At 36.5% G+C, this 22,533-nt stretch carries 13 protein-coding genes; 1 reads left to right on the top strand and 12 read right to left on the bottom strand.

All coding sequences use genetic code 11. From position 1 onward, the window contains the following. Nucleotides 1–37: 37 nt before the first annotated feature. Together AC3AQ9_RS03580 and AC3AQ9_RS03575 are read right to left on the bottom strand one after the other, a co-directional pair. Nucleotides 38–862, bottom strand: a complete 825-nt coding sequence (locus AC3AQ9_RS03580) for a pyruvate, water dikinase regulatory protein (protein WP_488306074.1) — start codon at nt 860–862, stop codon at nt 38–40. A gap of 868 nt (nt 863–1,730) precedes the next feature. Further along, complete coding sequence (locus AC3AQ9_RS03575; protein ID WP_488306073.1) at nt 1,731–3,449, bottom strand: M20/M25/M40 family metallo-hydrolase; 1,719 nt, start codon at nt 3,447–3,449, stop codon at nt 1,731–1,733. 217 nt (nt 3,450–3,666) lie between these two features. Here AC3AQ9_RS03575 and AC3AQ9_RS03570 point away from each other — a divergent pair, with 217 nt between their 5' ends. After that, a complete protein-coding gene (locus AC3AQ9_RS03570; RefSeq protein ID WP_488306072.1) occupies nt 3,667–4,392 on the top strand; it encodes an SGNH/GDSL hydrolase family protein in 726 nt (241 codons plus the stop codon). A 233-nt stretch (nt 4,393–4,625) separates the two neighbouring features. Here the strand turns inward: AC3AQ9_RS03570 and AC3AQ9_RS03565 are convergent, their stop codons facing one another. The 10 genes from AC3AQ9_RS03565 to pglX all read right to left on the bottom strand — a co-directional run bounded on the left by AC3AQ9_RS03565 (nt 4,626) and on the right by pglX (nt 22,530). After that, nucleotides 4,626–5,594 (bottom strand): NAD(P)-dependent alcohol dehydrogenase, encoded by a 969-nt coding sequence (locus tag AC3AQ9_RS03565; protein WP_488306071.1) that lies wholly within the window; start codon nt 5,592–5,594, stop codon nt 4,626–4,628. 17 nt (nt 5,595–5,611) lie between these two features. Beyond that, nucleotides 5,612–5,806: a hypothetical protein gene (locus AC3AQ9_RS03560; RefSeq protein WP_488306070.1), complete on the bottom strand. Its 195-nt coding sequence runs from the start codon at nt 5,804–5,806 to the stop codon at nt 5,612–5,614. Nucleotides 5,807–6,784: 978 nt separating this feature from the next. Next, complete coding sequence (locus AC3AQ9_RS03555) at nt 6,785–8,137, bottom strand: PDDEXK-like family protein (RefSeq protein ID WP_488306069.1); 1,353 nt, start codon at nt 8,135–8,137, stop codon at nt 6,785–6,787. Between the two features lie 230 nt (nt 8,138–8,367). Beyond that, a complete protein-coding gene (locus AC3AQ9_RS03550; protein WP_488306068.1) occupies nt 8,368–9,276 on the bottom strand; it encodes a restriction endonuclease in 909 nt (302 codons plus the stop codon). A 32-nt stretch (nt 9,277–9,308) separates the two neighbouring features. Further along, nucleotides 9,309–9,950, bottom strand: coding sequence for a hypothetical protein (locus tag AC3AQ9_RS03545; protein WP_488306067.1), 642 nt, complete (start codon nt 9,948–9,950; stop codon nt 9,309–9,311). 207 nt (nt 9,951–10,157) lie between these two features. Next, nucleotides 10,158–11,903, bottom strand: coding sequence for a GTPase (locus tag AC3AQ9_RS03540; RefSeq protein WP_488306066.1), 1,746 nt, complete (start codon nt 11,901–11,903; stop codon nt 10,158–10,160). A gap of 4 nt (nt 11,904–11,907) precedes the next feature. Continuing rightward, entirely contained in the window at nt 11,908–14,076 is a 2,169-nt protein-coding gene (locus AC3AQ9_RS03535; protein ID WP_488306065.1) for a GTPase, read from the bottom strand. A 225-nt stretch (nt 14,077–14,301) separates the two neighbouring features. Continuing rightward, a complete protein-coding gene (gene brxL / locus AC3AQ9_RS03530) occupies nt 14,302–16,359 on the bottom strand; it encodes a protease Lon-related BREX system protein BrxL (protein WP_488306064.1) in 2,058 nt (685 codons plus the stop codon). 16 nt (nt 16,360–16,375) lie between these two features. Further along, the gene (gene pglZ / locus AC3AQ9_RS03525) at nt 16,376–18,934 is read right to left on the bottom strand and encodes a BREX-1 system phosphatase PglZ type A (protein ID WP_488306063.1); all 2,559 of its coding nucleotides are present in this window, start codon (nt 18,932–18,934) and stop codon (nt 16,376–16,378) included. Nucleotides 18,935–19,005: 71 nt separating this feature from the next. Further along, nucleotides 19,006–22,530 carry a BREX-1 system adenine-specific DNA-methyltransferase PglX gene (pglX, locus tag AC3AQ9_RS03520; protein ID WP_488306062.1) on the bottom strand — a complete coding sequence of 1,175 codons (3,525 nt, stop codon included), beginning with the start codon at nt 22,528–22,530 and terminating at the stop codon, nt 19,006–19,008. Nucleotides 22,531–22,533 lie beyond the last annotated feature (3 nt).

The raw sequence follows: 22,533 nt of genomic DNA, 5'->3' as shown, positions 1-22,533 counted from the left end.
GGTTCAATTCTATTTCGGTATTGAGGTTTTTTATCCTTTAAAGTGAATAAATGCTTTTTTGTACATTAAGAATATCCATCACATCATTGGCGGTTTCTTCAATTGCTTTATTTGATACATTAATGACAGGGCAGCCGACCCGTTTCATAATTTTCTCAGCATAATCCAATTCTTCTAAAATGCGGTCTAATTTCGCGTAATCAGCATGTGGCTGGAGCCCCAGCTTTTTCAGCCTCTCCTTCCGGATGGCGTTTAAGCTATCCGGTTTAATAATTAGACCAATGCATTTGCCTTTTGGAAGTTCAAAAAGTTCGGTTGGTGCAGGCACTTCTGGAACCAACGGGATATTGGCTACTTTGTAGCCTTTATAAGCTAAATACATCGATAACGGCGTTTTCGAAGTCCTTGAAACGCCGATCAGCACAATATCCGCTTTTGCAATTCCTTCAATATCCCGGGCGTCATCGTATTTCACGGCAAATTCAATCGCTTCGACCCTCTGGAAATACTTTTCATCTAATTTCCTTGTAAGCCCCGGCTTATGGGCTGGTTCCTTCTTGAACTTTTTAATGAAGACGTTCATGAGCGGCGACAGCAAATCAACAGCTGCAATGTTTTCCTCAAGTGCCCGCCTATTTAAATAATCCCTTAGTTCGTCGACCACAATCGTATAAACAAGTATCGAATCATTTGTTTTGGCTTTTAGAATAACGCGTTCAATATCCGCTTCTGAACTGACATGCGATGTTTGGTGGATTTCAAATTCTTTTTCAATGAATTGCGCGGCTACTGCTTTGACCACAAACTCAGCTGTTTCACCACTTGAATCAGATAAGAGATAGACAATTTCCTTCTGGCTCATTCTGCATGCTCCTCATGTTCATTTATTGGAATAGAAAAAATGCTCCGCTAATAAAGTAGAGCATTTTTATTTTTTATGCTTGAAATTCAAAAATCTTTTTTTATTCGTCAATAGAAGCAAGCTTTTATGAAACTAAAGTTATTCCTGCGGAAGCGGTTCCATTACTTTCAAGGTCAAATTGGAATGGCCCATACATCTTTTACGATTAATACGCAATGTCCATTTTTCAGGAATGAAACTGTTCGACTAGATGCAAGTGTTACAGGTTTTCGCTGTGTCAATCTCCTTCGGCACTCCAATAATCATTTAAATCTCCCTCCTTGAATTATGTATTCTCCGCAGTACAAGTTTTCCCTCTTTTTAACTTATCTTTTTTAACCTATCTATAGTCGACTGCTAAGATTCTATTGCCAGTATATGATGTAATTCCTTTTACTACATTAGACATAAAGTTAAGTGCGTCCCCCTCTTACTAGACAATCTTCTGTGATTCCCGGTACATTAAGGGCCTGCCAAGCTGTTAAGCCATGGACAGTGACAGAACTCTTATAAGTTAGCCTTTCATAAAAAGGATTTTCTAGCACAAAAAAAGAAGAGAATCCGCTTTAGATTTAGCAGCTCCTCTTCATCTCTACTTCTGTTTGTACTTCGCTCATGCATGCTCTCCGGCTTTTACACATTCATCAAAATAGCATTTCTTACAATTATATGAATACATACAGTTGAAATCGGCAGTCCAGCATTTCCAGCCACTCCATGTGCTCTGGATGCTGGACAATCAGACCAGATACCTGTATCAATATCGGCATACTCAATAATGTATATTTAATGGTTGAAATTAAGTAAGAGTGTGGTGAAAGAATAAGAATCAGTCTCCAGAAATTTTCGGTTCCCCTGCCACAACATTACTGAATTCTTTAAAGCTTTCCATTGCTTGCTCTTCCAATAATAACTCAACCACTCTGCCAGTTAAGTTTGGAACAATTTCATGTGAATAAGTCATCTCAGCTCTTTCCAGTTTTTTATGCGCATCAACACCATACGGACCAATATTGATGACAGGTATATTCAACCCTCTGATATCTTCATAATTCACATAATGCTTGGTTCCCCATGCCGGATTGTTGTTGGACAATGCCTGGATTCCTTCTTCGTCATCACTTACTGCTACGAAACTCATATCGGAAATGTGGGGAAAGAAGTTTTTGATGACAATCGGCTGTGAGTAAAATGGCTGAACTTCTTCAACTGCCTTGTTCAAGGCGTTTATCAACGCCTCTTCTTGCGGTGTTTTTCCGGTTATTTCAATTCTTGGCGAATACAGCGAAGAGTAAAATAAAATAATTGCAGGGGATTTATCTTTCATCCACTTCCATGCTTCTTCCACCACTTTAACCGAAAACATCCTGGTGTCCAATTCGTTGTTTTGCAGAAGAGCCTCTTTGAATTCGGCCATATGGGAAATAAACGCTGCGCCGTTTTCACGGATCAGCCCTTTTTCCATTTCTTCATAGCTAAGCACTTTCGGTTTCCAGCTGATGCCCGGATATGGATCCCCGGACATAGCACAAAATTGCTTGTATCTTTTTTCATAAGAAGCCAGAGCATTCTCAAAAGCTATCAGAGCCTGCTCTTTTAATTTGCCCAATACATCTTTTGGAGTCCAGGAATGAACAAAGAAGTTAAAATACACAAATGCGGATAAAGCAGTTTGAACTGTATAGCTTGGTTTCAAATCGGTCTGTTTTAATGTAACGGGAGGGACAGTGATTTCGCCGAATGCTTCATCGCAAAGTTCTGGATTGTAATTGATCTGTCTTGTCAGCTCAGCAGCGATAAAGTTGGGATCCAGCCCTTCAAAACAAGAGCCCACATGCGTTTCCGCGCCGGTGATAAAAAAGGAAGGCAGCAATTTCCCTACCGTTCCCCGGTAAATATATCGATTGGGGTCATTTTCATGCCGTGGTGAAACAAAGTCCGCATTAATCGCTGCAATGTAATCAATTCCATATTCCTTTTTCCATTGCTGAAAAGTCGACAAGGCGGAAAGGATCCCATGTGAACCGTCTTCTTCATCGCATTCTGCCAGAAAAACAATATTGCCTTCCAATTTTTCAGGTTGCTCAGAATAATACTTCAGAAGATATAAATTGCTGGCAACACCGCTCTTCATATCAAGGACACCCCGTCCAAAAAGCCAGTCCTCCGACTCTAAATGTTCTTTTGCAAAAGCGGGAATTTGTACATTTTTAAGCCTCTCCTTCAACTTTACAGGATCGAAGGCAACATCTGTCAACGTATTAAAATCCTCGAATCCGACTGTATCGAGGTGGCCCATCAATACGACTGTTCGTTGGCTCTCACTTTTTGTCCCTTTCACGAAAGCCATGACATTATACCTTTCCTGCTCATCTCTATGCGTTTGAGATAACTGGACATGATCCGGATTCGTTTTAAAGTAAGGAAAAGATGAAATCAAGGCATGCATTGCTTTTGCAAGTTCCTTTTCCCCTTCAGTGTTCACAATGCTTTCTATTTCAACCAATTGTTTCGTAATAGCCAATACTTCATCGCGACAAGGTTTCATTGATGACGACTCCTTCAGTTAGATATTCAAAATTGTCCGTTAACAAAAGAATAACATAAACCGCCATTTCCTCTGCCAAGCTTTTCTATCATTATTCCGCAAAAAACGATCACTGTGCTTTCTAGGCGTGTTCTTGATCTGCTGCATATTCAAAGAACACAGCACCTCTGGCTGAAGTTCATGTTATATTGGAAAAAAATAAAAAAGGAGATGCGCTATGATAAAAATCAAGCGGGCCATCCGGAGTGCTTTGATTGCCTTTTCCATAGTCTTTCTGAGCGCCTGCACACAAGAAGACGCCACTCAAGCGACTCTTGTGGCATTAGGCGATTCCATTACTTACGGCGCCAATCTCGAAGACAGCGGCCGATCGGCTTACCCCTATCTAATTGGGGAAGATGCTGGATTTGAAGTGCATAACCTGGCTGTATCAGGCTGGCAAACTGCACAGGTCAAGGAAGCTCTTCTCGAAGACGAAGAATATCGGCAAAAGGTCAAAGACGCGGATGTGATCGCCATGACAATCGGCGCAAACGATTTACTTGAAATCCTCCGCCTCGCCGAAACTGCGAGTGCCGGTGACCCGGAACGGATGGAAGAAATCATGCGCCAAGAGCTCAGCAACAGCATTGTTTTCAATGAAATCGGTGAACTCATTGAGGAAATCCAGTCACTGACAGACGCTCAAATCATTCTTTATAATATTTACAACCCTTTTCCGCCTCACAGCACCATGCACCAAATCGGCGAGGCCCTTCTGCCTGAAGTGAACGCCGAATTCCGGAAGGTGGCAGAAAGCTACGAGAACGTCTTTCTGGCTGATGCCTATTCAGCTTTCCGCGACAAACAGGAAGACTATATTATTGCCGGCGATATTCACCCAACAGAAGAAGGACAGGCTATACTTGCTGAAATTGGGCTGGAGGTTATAGAAACCGATTAAAAAAAGCATTGCGCAATCGGCAATGCTTTTTCACCTTTCTGGGTTTCATTTTGTCGTTTTCATAAAAAACCTTTTGGCTAAGTCAATTTATTTAAACATAAATTTTATTTCACTTGTAAAGTCTATCACTGACTGCGTTGTATTCCTCCTGTATTACTATCGTATAACTTGGATTGTGTTCATCACAGAAAGCCGGTTTCTAAATAAACAGGTCAATTAAAGATATAAACTTATTAATCCATCGTGATGACCACTTTTCCTTTAGCTTGCCCTTCTCCAAAATACCGGAGAGCATCGGCAGCCTTAAACAAGGGATAGCTTTTATCGATGACAGGCACGATTTTACCCTTTTCGAAAAGCTCTTTTATCACATTTAAATCCTGTTGGTTTGGCAAATGAATAAGAATTTTCATCTTCTTTTTAGTCATTAGTGAAACCAATGGCCCCAGTACCGCAAACTGAAAAATCCGGGCAGTGGTGCCTCCGATTACTACATAGATACCTTTCGGTTTTAATGAGCGTTTACAGTCGAAAATCGAGCGTTTAGCGACAACATCCAGAATCAAATCATACTGCTGGCCATTTTCAGTGAAGTTTTCTTTTGTATAATCAATGACATGGTCTGCACCAATCGAACGCAGCATAGCCAATTTCTTTGAATCATCCACACCGGTTACTTCTGCACCGAACGTTTTTGCGATTTGCACTGCAAATGTACCGACTCCTCCGCCGGCACCATTTATCAAAACTTTTTGCCCTTTTTTTATCAATCCTTTATCGCGGAGCCCTTGTAAGGCGAGGACTGCTGCTTGAGGAATAGCAGCTGCCTGTTCGTTTGTCATGTGTGCTGGCTTTAATGCCACTGCATCTTCACGGACACATACATACTCGGCAAAACCGCCCCATCCGGCTCCTGAGATATCGCCAAATACCTCATCGCCTGGCAAAAACTGCTTTACATTTTTGCCTGCCGCTACGACCTGCCCTGCAATATCAGCGCCAAGTATTTGGTATTTCGGTTTAAACAGCCCTCCTATCCGGTTCAATAAAGGTTTCCCTCTTAAAAGATCCCAGTCCCATGAGTTCACGGAAGCTGCGCGGACTTTTATTAGAACTTCATTGTCCTTAGGAGAAGGTTTTTTGACCTCTTTGAATCGAAGAACTTCAGGCAACCCATATTTCGTTGCTACAAGTGCTTTCATTTTGCCACTCTCCTTTTTTAGGCAGGCGCTTCAGTTTCTGCGTTCACGGGAACAACTTCAGATATTTCTTTGGAATCAATCACATGGAAATCGTCAAGAACAAGGATGAATTTGGATGGAATGGCCGAAATGTCATTGATCAGAGCCGTAAGAATCGGTTCGATTGGCGGTGGCTGTTGAGATTTAAAACAGATCCACCACGCCGGTTCCAAGGTCTTCCTTAAACGTCTGCAATGCAGCAATAAAGTAAGCCTAGAAGCAGGTAGGATCAATATCCCCTTTGGCAGCAACCGGCTGCACATTCGCTAATCAACGCCGTCTTGCCAAATCCGGCGGAGGCGGCGATATGCGTCAGCTTACGATTCACTCCAGCATTAAGCCGTTCAAACAGGCGTGGCAGCTGGACACTGTTTGGCCTTGGTTGTAGAATATAAAGTTCGGTCTATAAAATCGGAATATTCATAAAACTATATTACCATGAAAACTTTCTTCCTCCCATAAAGATTTTTCCTTTAAACGAATACACCGAATACTATGGAAGTTTCTTGAACAAAAATACAACCGCCAAAACAAAATAACGAATGATCAAGTGGGTGCTGCCTGAAATTGATGCCATGCAAAAAAGGAGTCTCGTAGACTCCAATGAAAACATTTTGTCGATGCAGAAATTGCTAAAGGGCTGTATAGCTGGTTTAGTATTCATTGTGATTTATGAAAAATCGAGGAAAACTCTGGCGGAAATATGCAGTTAGTATATGGAGGAGCAGAGCCAGGAAGAGGTTTAAGGTTTAGGTAGTGGTATGTCTGTGGTAAAATATCACACACATTTTTACTGTTTTCCACATTATACCAGAGGTACACAAATGTTCCCTGTGACCACCTCAATTATGAAAACTTTCCATTTACCTTATAATTGCATGAGAAAATCGCTCTATTGTTTGCTTCGTTGGATTCCTCTTGCAGTATTATTGCATATCTTGAATTGTGTCCAACATAGGGAGTAAATTAATCAGTGAGTAGATTTCAATTAACTCATTAAGTGAAGGATATAGATATCATGTAGTCCTGCTTATAAAACGAATGGAGAAGTTCGTCCCTAAGGGTGAACTTCTCCATTTTCTTATCTTTTTAACTTAATTTCTATTGGACTTTATATCTGACAGTTCTGACGCAAGCAAAACTGTCAGAATTTATTCACTAAGCTCTTTTGCTAGCATTTTAACACTGTCATTTATTCTTTTAATATTACTTTCAAATTGATCACTGTTCGTTAATTGCTCAATGGCTGTATGTACTTGTTCAACACTGGTCCAGTCTTTCACTTCAACTTGATCAGAGAAAATACGGGTATACATCGAATTCGAAGATTTTGAAGATGGTTTAATAGAATAGCCATTTTGTTCTAGATAATGTAGCAACTTGAGTCGGATATCATATTCTAAGTTTCCAACTTCGATGATGATATTTAACCTGTTATTTGCTGCTCGTTTCATAAATATGATTAACCCTAACTTCAACCAATATGGAGCTTTATCAGTTAACCGTTCTAATATTTCAGAATGATTTTCCCATTCAGGATGGGTAAAGCTCGGACTAGATTTTGAAGCATCAAACCGAAATACCTTTTTCTGATTATCTTTTTCTATAAATCTTTCAAAAGCTTTTTTAAGAGTTAAAGAGCCTTCTGTATAAATAAAATCAATTGCTTCTTTTGAAGCTTGGTAAGCTTTTCTCATCCAATCTTCCTCAGCAATACTTATATTCTTTAGCTGAAGCTTATAAGGCTGGTGATGATTTAAGAATTTTATGCCCGGGTTATTCAACAAATATAGATATGTGATTGCTTCTCCATGCGATTCATAAATCTCTTCAGCAAGAAGCAGCCGCTCCGGGTCAGGAGCAAAACGTTCATGCAAAACCGCCAAATAATTTTTTAGGAACACAAATACTTCTTCACTGATGGATTCCTTATAAAACTGGAGAATAAACTCAAGAACATTAGCTACATCCGCATAATTTAATGTCCAATAAAGTTCATTTGCTGGTTCTTCATCCAGTAGTGTAAGAAACACAGGTACAATTGTATATCCTGGATATTCAATTTTCACATAATCCAAGTAATCATTCAATTGATTAGCAGACTGAGAAGAATAGAATTTGTTTTCAATAATGATGACAGTTTGGTTATCTTCTGAACTCAACAATAAATCAATATATCTCTTTTTACTTGTTTGCTTTTCCCGCTCCACTTTCCAATCAGCAAACTTCAAACCAAGGATTTGAAGGAAAAACTCTGAATCAGTGATTAATGAATTATTCTGAGGCTTCATAAGCATTTTGCTGATTATTTTTTCAATAAAGACTGAATTTAGTCCGTGATTTTCTTCGTGGTCCAGTAACCAGGCCAAAATATTGGAATGTCTGATTTCATGACTGTCCATTCGCAGCACCTTTAGTGGATTAAACTTTTTAAACATCCGGTTCAGCTCTTCGAATTCTCTACTATGTATCAGGTTTGCGATGTTTTTTACTTCGATAGTCATCTCATAATAACCCACTTTCCATAAGTTAAGATTCTAAAATTTTTACTTCTAAAATACCTTAATAGATTTGTGCAAAGTGAATTTCATCTATACCGTCTAATTTATAAATAAAAATAATATGTAAACTAGAAGAACTACTAATTCTTTTTAAGAATTAGTAGTTCTTTAATTCAGTTATGGTCTTTTACAGAATTATCTAAGTAGAAAATTTTTTATATTAATTAGTGGAGTCAGTCTTCCCCAAAATAATCCTCATCCACTTTTTTAATCACAAAAGTCTCTTCATGACTAACACCAATATTGTAAGTAAACATAAATTCCATAAGTGCATCACCATCAATTAATATGATTTTCTTATCAATCATTTGCACGTATTCCTTCGCTCCATCTGAAAAAGTAGAAGTCGTTATGAACACTCCTTTTCTAGCACGTTTACCGTCAAGGCTACCAGAGAATTTTTGAAGCTCTGGGCGGGTAACTGTATTCTCCCAACGCTTAGCTTGAAGATATATCATATCAAGGCCAAGAATATCTTCTTTGATTATTCCATCGATTCCCTCATCGCCAGATCGTCCAATTGCTTGGCCAGCGTCTTTCATCGTGCCACCGTATCCCATTGCTACAAGCAAGTCCACAACAAGTTTTTCGAAGAATAAAGGTGTGCCAGTCATAACTTTATCCAACAATTCTTCTTTTGCTTCTTCTTTTAAGATTTTGTAATTGCGTTCGATTTCCTCTAAAGGCGTGATTTCGTTTTTTACAGGGGAAATAATTAAATCTTTTTGATCTTCACCTTTGTTTTTAAACTGCCGGAATTCCTGAAATTGCATAAGAAAAGCATTGTCAATTGCGGTGACCCTAGTATCATTGAGAACATGTCTACCACGGTCAGTAATCCTAAAGACTCCGGGGCGAATAGTGTCTAATAGCCCCGCTTTCTTTAAATATGTTCTCGTCCATCCTACACGATTATGTAAAATGCGCTGCTTGCCGCTTGGCAGTAATTCTTCTCGTTCCTGCTCCGTGAGATTAAACTCCTCTGCTAGACGGATATATGATTCGCGTAATGAATGCTCTTGCCCATCTTCGAGCATTTTTAAGAACGGATACATGAATTCTTGATAACCTGGAATTGCCATAATGCCACCTCCGCTTATATTCTGAGTTTTAATTAATTATTGCCGTTTGGTTTTGAAAAATATATTTGATTCCTTAACAACAAAAATATTTCTTCCGTTATTTTATCGTAATGATTTTTTAAATTACCATTAGAATCTATTAAATTTTCAATTTCTCTAGGGTTTATTCTCTGTCCGCTCTCAATTCTATCATTTCTAAGATTAATTAATTTTTTCTTTCCAAAAGAATAATCCGAGAACTTTAAAAGTATTCTTTTTAACTGCTGATAGTGGTTTTCTTCAATAAACAACCTTGCCTTTTCCACTTTTTCTTTTGTCTCTCTTAACTGCTTAGCAAAAGCGATCAAATTTTGATTATCTGCATGTTTCCATAAATCATCTGCTTTTTGCTTCAAGTCTGTCAAAGAGGACCAAAATTCATTATATAACTTAAATTGCTCATCGGAGTACCGCACATAATTATTCAGAGTAATTTTGTGGTCTTCTATTTGTTTTTGATATTTATGTTCTAAATTTCTCAAATTTTCTTGATTAATCGTTCTAATCTCCTCTAATACTTTCTCATTATTATTTTTATGTATCTGGCTTAAACTATTGATTAATAAATTTTGTAGAAAGCCAATAATAACGGCACTTCCAAATATACTTGTTAATATTGTTATAATAGTTTCCATGAAGTTACTCCTTAAATTTTTTTGTTTAATTAACTCCTTGGCCCTTATAAACCGCATTTACAGAAATCTAATAAAATACAAGATACATGCTAATAACAATGGCGCATTTTAGAACTGATTTGTCTAAGCTCCTGAACACAATCGGATATGACCATCTTTAGCTAATTTATCGGTCAGGTTTCGATTTAATCTTGAAACAAGTTTTAACTAATTTGCCTTTTTAATTAAGACATCACATTCATTAATAATTAATTCTAATTCTTTAACATAGTCACTCTTTGCAAGTTCTGTATTTCGGAGTTCCTTTGAGTTAATTGAAATATTCTCCAATTCTTTATCATGTACGTTATTTAACACACTTTCTAGATGATTAATATAGTTTTCTTTAACAGACTTAGACATTTCATTAAACTTATCTCTCGCTTCTAGCCTTGTTTTTTTCAAATTTTCTGCATACTTCACCTCTTGATTTTCTTCATATATTGCAAGAGCTGGAGCAATTATTATTTGTGCTGCCCCCATAACTCTACCTACTTTCACAGCATTTTCGCCAAATTTCCCAAGTTTCAAAGCCATTTTTTGAGCTTCATAAGGTTTAAATTTTTTGCCAAAAAAATGGCCAATTTCCAATATTCCCTTATGAGCGTCGCCACCTGCAATAGCCTTCAAGCCAGTTTCACCAACTTTTTGTGAATTAACTGTCCAATCTTTAAAGTTCTTTCCGACTATATTCAATAAGCCACCAACTCTTTGTAATACTTCAGGAGCTTTTTTAGCTTTCTCATTTAGCCTTTTATCTTTAACATCTACCTGATAATCAAAGGAAATATTCAATGTTTCCCTCAAGTCCTCCGCAAGTTGAGATTCCATTAATTCATTTATTTCGTTTAAAAGGATACTTAGTTCTTCCTCGATTAAATCGTCAATTTTTATTGATGTCTCAAAAAAAAGTTTATCAATTTCCATATTTATTTCATCGCTTTTGCTTTCTAATACTTCTTGTTCAATCGAAGGTGTAATTAACGATACTAGTTCATGACCTTTTTTAGTTATTGTAGTTGACAGCCTGTGTACTTCGCTGAAAACCTTTTGCTCTAACCTTTTTCTGCTTTCTTTTACTATAAATTGTTTTTGTCGAATTAATTCTTGGAGTTTAGATACTTCCTCCGTGTCAGAAGTCAATTGATTGATTATCTGATTTGAATAAGTTTGAACCATGTTAAGCGGGGCAATAATTCTTCCCATCAGCCCTTTTTCATTTATAAAGATATCCAGTTGCTTATGGAATTCATTAAAATTACTTAATTCTATTAATTCTTTACCATCAAGAGTATCGATCTCATAACTACCATCAATATAGTCTTGAGCGTCTATACATATAAATCCTATTTCCTTCGGTGTCAATGGCTCAATAACAGGTTTAATAGATTCTTCCCAATTAGCTTTGTTTAAAGAGGTTTCGGTAGATAATTTGTTCATCAATAGAATCATTCTAGGAAACCGATTCTGTTCAAATGCTAATTTTCTGAAATTTTTCCCAATTATGTCATCAAATCCATTAACAGTAATGACATATACCAATAAATCTGCTTTATCCATGTATCTTAAGCTTAAAGAGTCATGTTCTTCATTTCCTGCAAGAATTCCCGGGGTATCTACCAACAGAACATTTCCCCATTGGTAAGGTTGTGGATGGGCAGTCGTAATATCTTGTCCAATTTTAATGTCATTATTTTTAGTTAATGCAGAAATAATTGTTGATTTCCCTGCAGAATATTGACCAATAAATGCAATTTCTAATTTCATTTTCGATTCCAGATCTGCTATTTCTTCTTTAGCTTCGTTTAGTATATGTGCTACCTTCTGCTCTTCAATTAGATTTATTGTAGAGTGAAAATTATCAATTATTTTCTTGCATCTTTCTTCATAAACTTTAAAATTTATATTCCCCATTTTGTTATACCTCCAAAATCTCAATAGAACAGTCTAATAACTTACTTGTTGACTTAATATGTCTGCCTTTTTTACCTATGATTTTTCCGATTTCTTTTTTTGGAGATTTAACAATAAATTTTTTTTCTTCATATATATATACTATCTGTTCTGTAGAGAGTGAAACAGGAAACATTGCTCTCTTAAATAATTCAATAGGATCCTGATCAAAAGAAACCGTAATAACTCTTTCCCCTAAAATTTTTTCTAATTCTTTTCTATTTTTATTAATAAATATTGATTTTTTATCTTTGTACAATATTTTGGTTAAAGTACCTTGTTCTCTTGCAATTGAAGAAAGTGAATATTTAATATCTATTCCAAATGATTCCAAATATAATTCTCTTATTAATTCTTTGTTTTCAGCCATTATTTCTTTATCGATAGTTTTCGATTCTTTTTCTAACTCATCTAACAACTTTTCCATTGTTTTTAATGATACAAATACTTGAGTGGATAAATTCCTTTTAATTGGAGCTAGAATATCAGTTTTAAGCCATTTTTTTAATTCCTTTTGTATCTTGTATTCCTGCTTTTTCAATTCACTTGTCATCTTATGTTTGACTTTATCTTTTTCCTTTTCATGACGTTTGGTGTCATCTCCAAAAATCCATCCGAAAATACTTACAGTTATAGCCGCAATTCCTAGTGCACCCATTACCCATCCAGCTGGATTCCAAAAATTCATAATCGCTCCAAAAACTAAAGCACCTTCTGCTACACCAAGTGCTGCTCCTCCCCATCTGGCAACTTTACCCATTACACCTTTTGCAACATCATTCACGCCATAACTCATAGTTTCAAAATTAATCGACTGAATTTCAAAATTCAACTGTCTTGAAAATTCCATTATATAAATTTTTAATTCCTGCTCTAAATCATTGCAAATAGTTTCGATTTTACTATGTATAGCTTGGCTATCCATTATTTTTTTCCATTGGTTTTCTGCATCTTTTCTTCCTGCATATTCATCAACAAAATTTCCGATTTCCGAATAGATCGGAGCAAAAATTTGTTCCACTCTACTATCAATCATATCTAACCCTTGCTTATCAAACTTATTTAACCATTGTTTAAATTTATTGATCTTAGTTTTCATATAGAAAACACGTGGTTTAATATTTCTATAAGAATCCCAATAAACACTACTCAAGCTGTTAAGATAATAAATATGGGTATCATGAAAAGTTTTAAGTCTATGTTGAGTACCTTCATTTACTACTATATCCTGTAAAGTTTCTTTTATCTTTTCTAATTGTGAAGCTTCATATAACAACTCTTGAAGGATTTCATCATTTTCCTGTGTACTCAAAAAAGCCGCCTGGGCATGAAATGGGATTATCTTAACTTCATTTAAGCCAAAGTATTCTTTTGTATATTTTCTTATCCTTTCAATATGGCCTATTTGCCCTTCTTCACTTACTATATTTATCCAGTTAGATAAAAACCTCTTTCTTCGAATATTATTCGTAAGATCCTGCTTTACATTTAATAAAATTACTATTGGTTTGTTTAGCGATTTTAACTTTGATAGTTGTTCGAATTCCGATTCTTGAATTCCATCTGTTGTTAATAAGAACAATATTACATCTGACTCATCAATTACTGATTCAGCAAGGGCTGTATCTTCGTCCCCTTCATATGCTGCAATACCGGGTGTATCAATAATTCTAAGAAGGTTCCATTCGTATTCCTTTATTTCTCTAGTAGTTCGTTGTAATCCTTTACCAATGCTCAGCCCATCTCCTAGAGTCAAAGCTTCTCTAATTGTACTTTTTCCAGCTTTTGTCCTCCCAAACAGAGTTACAGTAAAATATCTAAGGTGTTTTTGTTTTTTATTAAGAGAATCTTCCATATGCCGAAGACCTACATTTAATTGTGAATCGATAGATTCAGTTAAATTCAACAATAATTCTTCTAATTGCGGATCATTGAAATCCTTTTGAGAAGAAGACATTCCCACAAATTCTTCTAAATTATTTTTGCTTTGATTTAGTAAGTTTCTTATTTTAGGTAATTTTTGATTCATTATATTATTAGCTTGTTTTTCAGCAATACTTCCACACTCATGGAGCTTTTTTATATATTTTTTTTCGTTATAAATTTTACTTGAACTTTCTTGCGTAAATGCCACTTTCCTCGCCCCCAAGGTAATTTCTGTTACTTATATAGTTTTATATCATATTAGTTAAATTATAACTTTTAAACTGTTACAAATGTATCATATTCCCTGTATAAGTGTCGTTTTATTTTAGTTAGTTCTGTTAACTATTTTCAACCCATAAAAAAACGATAGAAAGATGGGTTAAAAACCCATTCTTCTATCGCCTTAAATAATTCTTTAAAAGTATTATAAAAATTAATTTACCCCCAACGCCTTATAAACCGCATCAACCGGATCCGAATAAAACACCGGCTGCACTTTCACCAATAAATCCGGTGGAACTGTCTGCAAATCCATGACAGAAGCAGCAGGAATCAATACTTTCTTCGCTCCCGCATCTACACAAACCTGCAGCACATTCGCAAACTCTTCCACTTTCGCAATCGTACCCCCTACCGTCATATTGCCTATAACGATAGTACTTTCTTGAACCGGCTTATCTAATGCGCCCGAGCAAAGACCAATCAATTCAGCAATAGCCAACTCATCTGTTAATCCAATCCCCTGCAAATCACTTATATGCATCAAATAATCTTTCGTTTTAATAGCGATAGCATTACTGATACTTTTGCTATTTGCTGTAAAGAAGCGGAATGCGGTGTCTAAGCTTTCACGAGCTTCGCGCGATGAACTAACACCGGATTTATCGAACTTGCCTGTGCCGCTTACAACTTGGTTTTCAAGTTTATATATACCAATCATCCCTGAATTACCATGACCAGCTACATAAACATGGCCGGGTTTTCCCATGCCTTCCGGAATCAGTTTTCCGCCACCTTGTTCTGGCACGGAAGTATATTCTTCCTCTAATGTTTCTTTATCGATATAAGAGAACATGACATCGTAAAATTCCATGCCGCCGATTTTCTTGAGTTGTTCTTTTACTCGACGACGTCCTTCTAGTGCATAATGCAAAATTTCTTCTATATCTTCTTTTGTATAAATGCCGTTCGGATAAATGAGCTTCACCATTCCAGATACCGTTTTGCGGACCGCAATCGTATCCCGCTGGTTCAAGTTATTACCTAATTTGAAATATCGGTCAACCGAATCGGCAAATGAGCGCTTGCGCATTTCCCGGAAAAATTCTGCGATATAATCGACAATAAAGCCATAGTTATCCGTAAAGAACTCTGGACGCATTTTCGGGATTTCCCAGCCTGGCAAATAATAATGCATACGGTCAAAAAATGCCGTATCATTTGCCATTTCTTCAGGGAAAGGTGCAAAAAGATGGGAAGTCTTCAATAAGACATCGACACTTTGATTGATGTTGCCTACAAAGACCATCGAAGCCGAAGCGTTCTTCTCTTCTTTCCCTCTAGCAAATGATCCGGATGCCATATAGTCTTTCATAATTTGAATGCCGTCTTTGTCTTTAAACCTTATTCCTGCCACTTCATCAAATGTGACGCAATCCCACATGCCGACAAGCCCTATTTTTCGGGAAGTCATGTTATAAAATAGGTTAGCGACAGTAGATTGGCCGCCTGATACCAATATCGAATTCGGTGAAATTTCTTTATAAACATGTGATTTACCAGTCCCACGTGGTCCCAGTTCACACATATTATAGTTATTTTCAACAAGAGGCACGAGACGCAATAAAAGATGCCATTTCACGCGGTCTTCTAAGTGAGTCGGCTCCATACCAGTCGAACGGATCAAAACATCAATCCATTCATCTTTCGTAAATTCTTTTCTTCCTTCAAAGATTTCTTGAATATCCATATTTGGCATTTGAATAGGCTGCAAACTGCTGACACTAAATGGATTATTATTTCTTGCTTCTTCGTCGTAATAATAATCGAGTTTTACCATGCACCAGATACCACCAACCAACAGCTTATCGTACTCTTTCACAAAGTTGGAACCTACCGGCACACCTTTTAATCCTAAGTTCGAAAATTCAGCTTCGTAGATATCCAACTTCGGATTTAGAACCACCGATACTTTATCGATGATCGAGTATTGGCCAAGCTCACGGATACGCGATTTGATTTTCTCCGCTTCGTCAGGCCGCACAAAATTATCGGAAAGGATCTTCTTGACGCGTTCCACACCTTCACTGATGCTGTCTTCATCATCGGTTGCTGCGTACATGCCAAGCAAATATTCCAGCACATAGACTGGAACGTTTGCCCCTTCTTTAATCAGCTTGGTTAAGTCTTTTCGGACAACGCGGCCCGCAAATGCACTGTTCAACTTTTTATCAAGATCAACCGTTAAGGATACTTCTGTTTTTCCTTCCATTTACACACCTCCTCCATTAAAAGTCAAAGTCACTGACGATGCCTAAGTTAATCGAAAACGGAATTTTGTCAGTCACCATTCCGGTTTCCGTATCTTTGAACATTAAATAATAGGTCTTGCTGCGGTCATATGTGATGCTCTTCAATACAAATCGCAATTTAAATGTCCGGTCGGCCGGATTATCGAAAGGACGGTCGCCGATAATCGTTTCTTCATTTGATAAAATTCCACCATCTTGATCGGCCATATAAACCACTACAGTACGCGGCACCATTTTGTCTTCCACTTTTTCAGTTTGGAAGAATTCCAAATTGAAAATACTGTTTGTTATTTTTCGTGTTGTATTAGTTAATTTAATATCAACTTTTCGGATAGCTTGAGAACCTCTTTGTCCAGTCCGTTTATTTTTAAATGAAATTAACGGAATCACAACTTCTTGTAGACTTGCTCCTCCGTGGACAAAATTCACTCCTGAGCCCTGCATCCGGTAACGGATTGTCGCATTCGGAACGTAAGCGGTCAATTCCTGTTCATTTTTCACAATAGACGACAAGTTAATGGACAATTGTCCAGAAACATCCCGTTTTTCTTTTGATAAAATATAGCGCCGTTTTACTTCAATAGCGTCCATCGATTCTTTGCCAATTTTATCGCTTTCTTCTAAAGCGTCTCGTTGATATAAGAACCCATGGTCAGCTGTGATATAAACATTCGTGCCGCTCAAATCATCCCGGATGATTTTCACTAAATCATAGAGCTGGTTCAAAGCGGTCTCGACTCCATTGAATGTATAAATTTCTGTCGAGCCTTTATCGCCCATAGCATCGATTGTGTCATGGTAAAGGTAAATCAGTTTTTTTCCTTTGAACGTCTCTCTCCGAGCCGCTTTATTCATAGCTAAAACATCATGGAAATGAAGGGCGATGTTATCTTCAACTTCTGACTCAATGATTTTCCTGCGATTTTCAAGTCCTGCTGAATCTTTTCCATCTACTAGTACTCGACCATTTTCATCAAAATCTAGACTCCGATGCGGAAGCAATGCTGCCATTCCAAGCTTCGTAACGGAAGGCACTACTCCAAGCATCGTTTGGATATCACAAACACCCATCGTTTCAGAATTCAACCGTTCTGCCAGTTCCACTCCTACTTCATAGCGCATCGCATCTGAAACAATAACAAATACTCTTTCATTGTTTCGCATATGCGGGGCAATGATAGAAGAATAGAAGCTTTGCTGCGATCGAATTCCTGGCAATGACCATTGAGTAGATATTTCTGAATGGACTGCTTGCGACCAATGAGAACTCAATTCGCCCATAAACCAGTTTGAATACAAGTTCTCAACCATTTCTTTCAGCTTTTTCAGTAATTCACGATTGCTTTCTTCGTCATAAGCTACATAAAACTTTCGGTAATACGTATCCATTTTATGATAGCCACTCACATAAGCCACGTAGATATCCATCGCTTGAGCTTGCGGAATCCCTTGCCGATGTTCATTGTAGAATTCATGCATTTTCACGGTGTAATAGAGCGCTTCATATACAGCAGCATAATTGTCATAAAAATGTTTCACTCTTCTAAGCTTAATGAGCTTTTTATACTCCTCATAATCTTCCAGTTTTTCTATCATGCTATTCGCAATATGAATAATGATAGCCCGGTCAATATATGGAAAGATATCCGCTTGCTTGAACTCTTCCAAAGGAATTCCATTAATAATCTGAGAAAGATTAACTTCTTGTTCCGCCATTTCAACATACTCATCAAATTTCGGATAATCTGTTTTGTGATGCATCCAATGATCGATAAACACCAAAGCATTGGTTTTGCTGCGCTTAGCAATAAAATCATCTAGTCCAGTTAAATACTTTTCATCGACAGAATGGCTGAAGGCCGTTACCGATAAATGAATGAATAAAGTCTTTAATGTTTTAACTTCACGCTCATATCCGCAATAGTTTTCTACGTATGACCAGAAAACTTTCAGGTCAAAGAACCGCTCCATCAAAGAAAGATATTTATTTTCCGCATCATCTAAAGTATCCATCAAGATGGTTTTTAGGACGTCTTCAAAATTCGGTGTCTTTAAGTTACATAAGACACTCATAATCGAGAGTTCTATTATTTCTTCGGTAAACAACTCAATCCCGAATGCTGCAAACTTTTTAAAACGGTCTTTACTGTTAAAGAATCGCTCGTATTTTTTTACTGTCATTCGCAGCGATGGATCAATATGTAAATCACTTAAAATTAGCGATATCCGATCCGCATAAAAAGTCTTCGAATACATGACGGTATCTGCTAACCAATTATCTTCAATTCCTAAATCTAAATTCGTATAAATCAAATAAGAAGAAGCTACATCTTCTTCCTCCAGTAAATGCTTCGTATAAAATTGATTTCTATCAGTCAGCGAATGGACCTTTACTCCGTCTATAACCAGTTCATCAATTTCTTCCGTAAACTCCTGATCTTTATCAACCCAAAAAACAAGCTTCCTCTGTTCTTCTTCTTTTAAAGGCTCTTTAAAAATGTCTGATAGAGCAGACACGATTTGTCCCATGTTCATGTCAGTCACCTGCTTTCTCTATCCATTATAAAACAAAGATACATCAGAAATCTCCGATGCATCTCTGTTTTTTATATTTTGGCAACTAGCCCTTCAAACTTCGCATAGTTCACCGCTACACCATCATCCAAATCAATTTCGATTTGCTGATCTGCCATGTGATGCAACAACTCATCATAAGCTTTCAGCTCATCAATCTTCTTGTCGAGTAATTTTAATTCTTTCTTCGCATTGCTAATTTCTTTTGGAGTTGACTCCCCTTCAATAATGTTAAGCAAATCTACTTTCTCTGCATCCATTCGAATTTGAACTTCATGTAAATAGTCTGTACGAATGCGGGAAAGAGTAGTTTTGTCGTAGCGATGCATGTAAATCAAGCAATTAAAAGCCTTTTCTTTACCTGATGTGAATAACCAATAGATTGGACGTTTCTTATAAACTTGTACATGATCTTTATAGAAATCATTAAGAAAATAACGACGTATAGTTTCACTTACACTTTCGTTCTTTTTAGGTCTTAATGCATCTGCTACAAAACCAAGATTGACTTCAAGGTATTCATTACCGAACGTCAGCCGAATAAATTCGATAAATCGGCTTACAATATCGTCTTCAAAATATTTATCTTGTAAAATTGGAATGATGTTATCAGCATCAGCAGGAAACATTTTATAATTCGAAAGACTAAATTCTCCTCCTGCATAAACAATTCCTTCTTCATCCAATGAATATCTGCCAAACGAACAGCCAGTTGCATAAGAAATAAAACTCTTAATATCATATTCTAAATTTATATTTCGTAGCACTATATCTTTTTCACTTACTTTATCTGTGAGTTCATTTTGCAAATTATATATATTTATAAATAATTTATTCAGTTCTTCTTCATTATATTTGAGTTGATTAAATTGACTCTCCATAAAATCTTCCCATTTCTCATAAGAATTTTTTATAGTATCAGTCAAAAAGTTAAGTAAAGGATGTTTTTTAAAGTCCCATGACACTTCGTATGAATCCCAATCATTTTTAGATAATAAAATCGCTTCTTTAACATAGCCTTCAATAGAATTTTTATAATTTTTATTCTCAAAATAAGGAATTCTTCTGATTGCTTGGGGATTATAATCTAAGGTAGGAGCAAGAATTTTCATTATATTATTAATAACTACGGAATTAAGTAACCCTAGAAGATAATAAATCTCTTCAGGATCAATCGGAAAACATACCGATCCTTTAGTATCAAAAAGAAAACCTTCATCAAAATATCTAAATGAAATACTTCCAGAAGATAATGCTGACCAAGTAAGACCAGTTCTAAAGTAAAATTCTTCGTTTTTAATACGACCTCCTGGTTTTTCTTTATTCAATTTCTCCGTAAATTCTCTTATTTCAAAACCATTATTTTCCCAATTTACAACATAATCAAAATTTCCACTCCATTTTCTATATGGACCCCCTTTATGATATGGAAACCATTTCAACTTTGATTCTATCCCGTCTTGAGCATTCTTGGCTTGAAATTTAATATTATTTCGTCCTACTTCGAACCAAAATCTTAAAAATCTATTGTTATCGCAAGTTGCCATTCCTTGTTTAGGTAATGCTTTTTGGTCTAAAGAGATTCCTTCTTCAAATGCTTTATTAATTTCTTTGGAGACCCAATATGCTATTGGACTTCCCGGTACTTTTTTAAAGTTTTCTTGGTCAAATGAAAAGCGATATGAAACACCTGGGTTTTGAACTGCCTCCAAAGTTTTAATTGATTGATTCTCGATTCCTTTAAAATCCGATAACTTAATAAATTCTCCAGTTACATTTACTTGATAATTTCTAAGAGTAAATAAGCAAACTGGCACCATTGCGGATTCAAAGCCGTTATATTCTAATTGAACTAATGAACTAATATTTTTTTCTTCCACAATTTTTTTTCTAATATTTTCAAAAGACAAAATGAACATCCATACAAATGGAGTAATAAAGCCCATTTGACCATTAAGTTTAGTTTTATAGAAACTATATTCTATAAATGCTGAATATAGATCTGACTTCACATTTGGGTAATGTTTTGCAAGGTATGTCGAAACCTCAGTTGTTAAATACCGATTCCCTGCGTAGGGTGGGTTTGTGATGAAAATATCGTATTGACCATTCAAAATTTCAGCTTGTTTAATCAGACTGTTAAATAGTGGAGCCAAACGGTCTTTCATATCCATTTCAAACAAATTGCCCGACTGTTCTTCAATGACTTTCATTCGTTGATTTAGCCATGTTTCATTGAAAGAATTTAATTTTATCAGCGAACCAATTGCTTTGGCATGATGGAATTGTTCTACAAATTCTTCCATGTTTTCGTAGTTTTTTCCTGAGGATTCTCCTGCTAGAAATGCAATCTCTTCATCATTAATGGTGTTTGTCTCTTGCAGAGCTGCTAGGTTCATTTTTAAGCCTTCTCGCTCTATGCTTCGTAAGAAACGTTTGTTATGTTCCATTGCTTTCATAACAATCGAAAAGCTGGCCAATTGATAGGCACGGTCATCGATATCCAAACCATACAAATTATTTTCAATAATTAATCGTGGAATCTCTCTTTCTATATAACCAGCTTTACTATAAATTTCATATAAGACCTCGAACATATAAACAAGAATATGCCCACTTCCCATTGCTGGATCAAAGCACTTTATCTCTTCGACATTGAGTTCTTTGTTTATATAAGGAGCTAAATTTTCTTCAAAGGTAGAATCGACGTTCTGATTTTCTAAATAGAACTCCCATTTCTTCATCAGATCACGATCTTCAGGATGTGATTCTATCCAGTAACGCCCTAAAGAGTTTTGAACCATATACCGGACAATCCACTCCGGTGTAAACAATTGTGTAGCAAAGGGCAGCTCTTCTGCTTTATAACGCTTTTTAGCTTGTATCACTCGCTCATTTTCTTCGGAAATGTAATATTGATACAACCAACCAATAATTTCAACTTTTCCCCAGTCGTCTTCAGGTATAACTTCAGTTTGTGTTATCTGTCGGATAAAAGAATCCGTACTCAACAAACCTTCGGGAAATAGAATTTCTGTAAAGTCATCAATCGTCTCAAACATAAACGGCATATAACGATTCAAATCATTACAATGTTTAATAATTAAGTATTTGAAAAGTTCTTCATTGTTATTGGTCATTTTCAAATTATAAATGTATTCTTCATTCAAATCCAAATCTAGCGATAAAGCTTCTTTTATCATGTCAGGATCTGCACTTTCTGGATTAAGCGAGGACAATACTCTTACTTTAGTCGGAAGATAATCGTTAACTTCCATGAAACGTAGAGCAGTGAAACGATTAAACCACGCATAAGCAACTTCTTCCATCACCCGGTCGAATCCGATATCACGAATCCTGAAAATCAATTTATTGCGTTGCCCTCGCTCTTTTTCTGTTAGCTGCTTTCCATCTATAAAGACAGCATCCGAACTCTCAATTGATGCTTTTTGAACACCTTCAGAGGTAATCCCTATTTTTCTCGCTTGAAGTTCTACTCGTTCTAGCAGCTCTCTTCTGGATTCTGTGGCGAATCTCTTTAATGCTGGTTTATTCATTGT

It is taken from the genome of Planococcus sp. VCh962 (assembly GCF_057748275.1).
Note: the sequence above shows the minus strand (reverse complement) of the source record. Positions and strands in the feature narration are given on the sequence as shown.

Excerpts from the sequence above, each read along its gene's own strand:
- AC3AQ9_RS03580 (WP_488306074.1), bottom strand. The coding sequence starts at position 862 with ATGAGCCAGAAGGAAATTGTCTATCTCTTATCTGATTCAAGTGGTGAA.
- AC3AQ9_RS03575 (WP_488306073.1), bottom strand. The coding sequence starts at position 3,449 with ATGAAACCTTGTCGCGATGAAGTATTGGCTATTACGAAACAATTGGTT.
- AC3AQ9_RS03570 (WP_488306072.1), top strand. The coding sequence starts at position 3,667 with ATGATAAAAATCAAGCGGGCCATCCGGAGTGCTTTGATTGCCTTTTCC.
- AC3AQ9_RS03565 (WP_488306071.1), bottom strand. The coding sequence starts at position 5,594 with ATGAAAGCACTTGTAGCAACGAAATATGGGTTGCCTGAAGTTCTTCGA.
- AC3AQ9_RS03555 (WP_488306069.1), bottom strand. The coding sequence starts at position 8,137 with ATGACTATCGAAGTAAAAAACATCGCAAACCTGATACATAGTAGAGAA.
- AC3AQ9_RS03550 (WP_488306068.1), bottom strand. The coding sequence starts at position 9,276 with ATGGCAATTCCAGGTTATCAAGAATTCATGTATCCGTTCTTAAAAATG.
- AC3AQ9_RS03545 (WP_488306067.1), bottom strand. The coding sequence starts at position 9,950 with ATGGAAACTATTATAACAATATTAACAAGTATATTTGGAAGTGCCGTT.
- AC3AQ9_RS03540 (WP_488306066.1), bottom strand. The coding sequence starts at position 11,903 with ATGGGGAATATAAATTTTAAAGTTTATGAAGAAAGATGCAAGAAAATA.
- brxL (WP_488306064.1), bottom strand. The coding sequence starts at position 16,359 with ATGGAAGGAAAAACAGAAGTATCCTTAACGGTTGATCTTGATAAAAAG.
- pglZ (WP_488306063.1), bottom strand. The coding sequence starts at position 18,934 with ATGAACATGGGACAAATCGTGTCTGCTCTATCAGACATTTTTAAAGAG.
- pglX (WP_488306062.1), bottom strand. The coding sequence starts at position 22,530 with ATGAATAAACCAGCATTAAAGAGATTCGCCACAGAATCCAGAAGAGAG.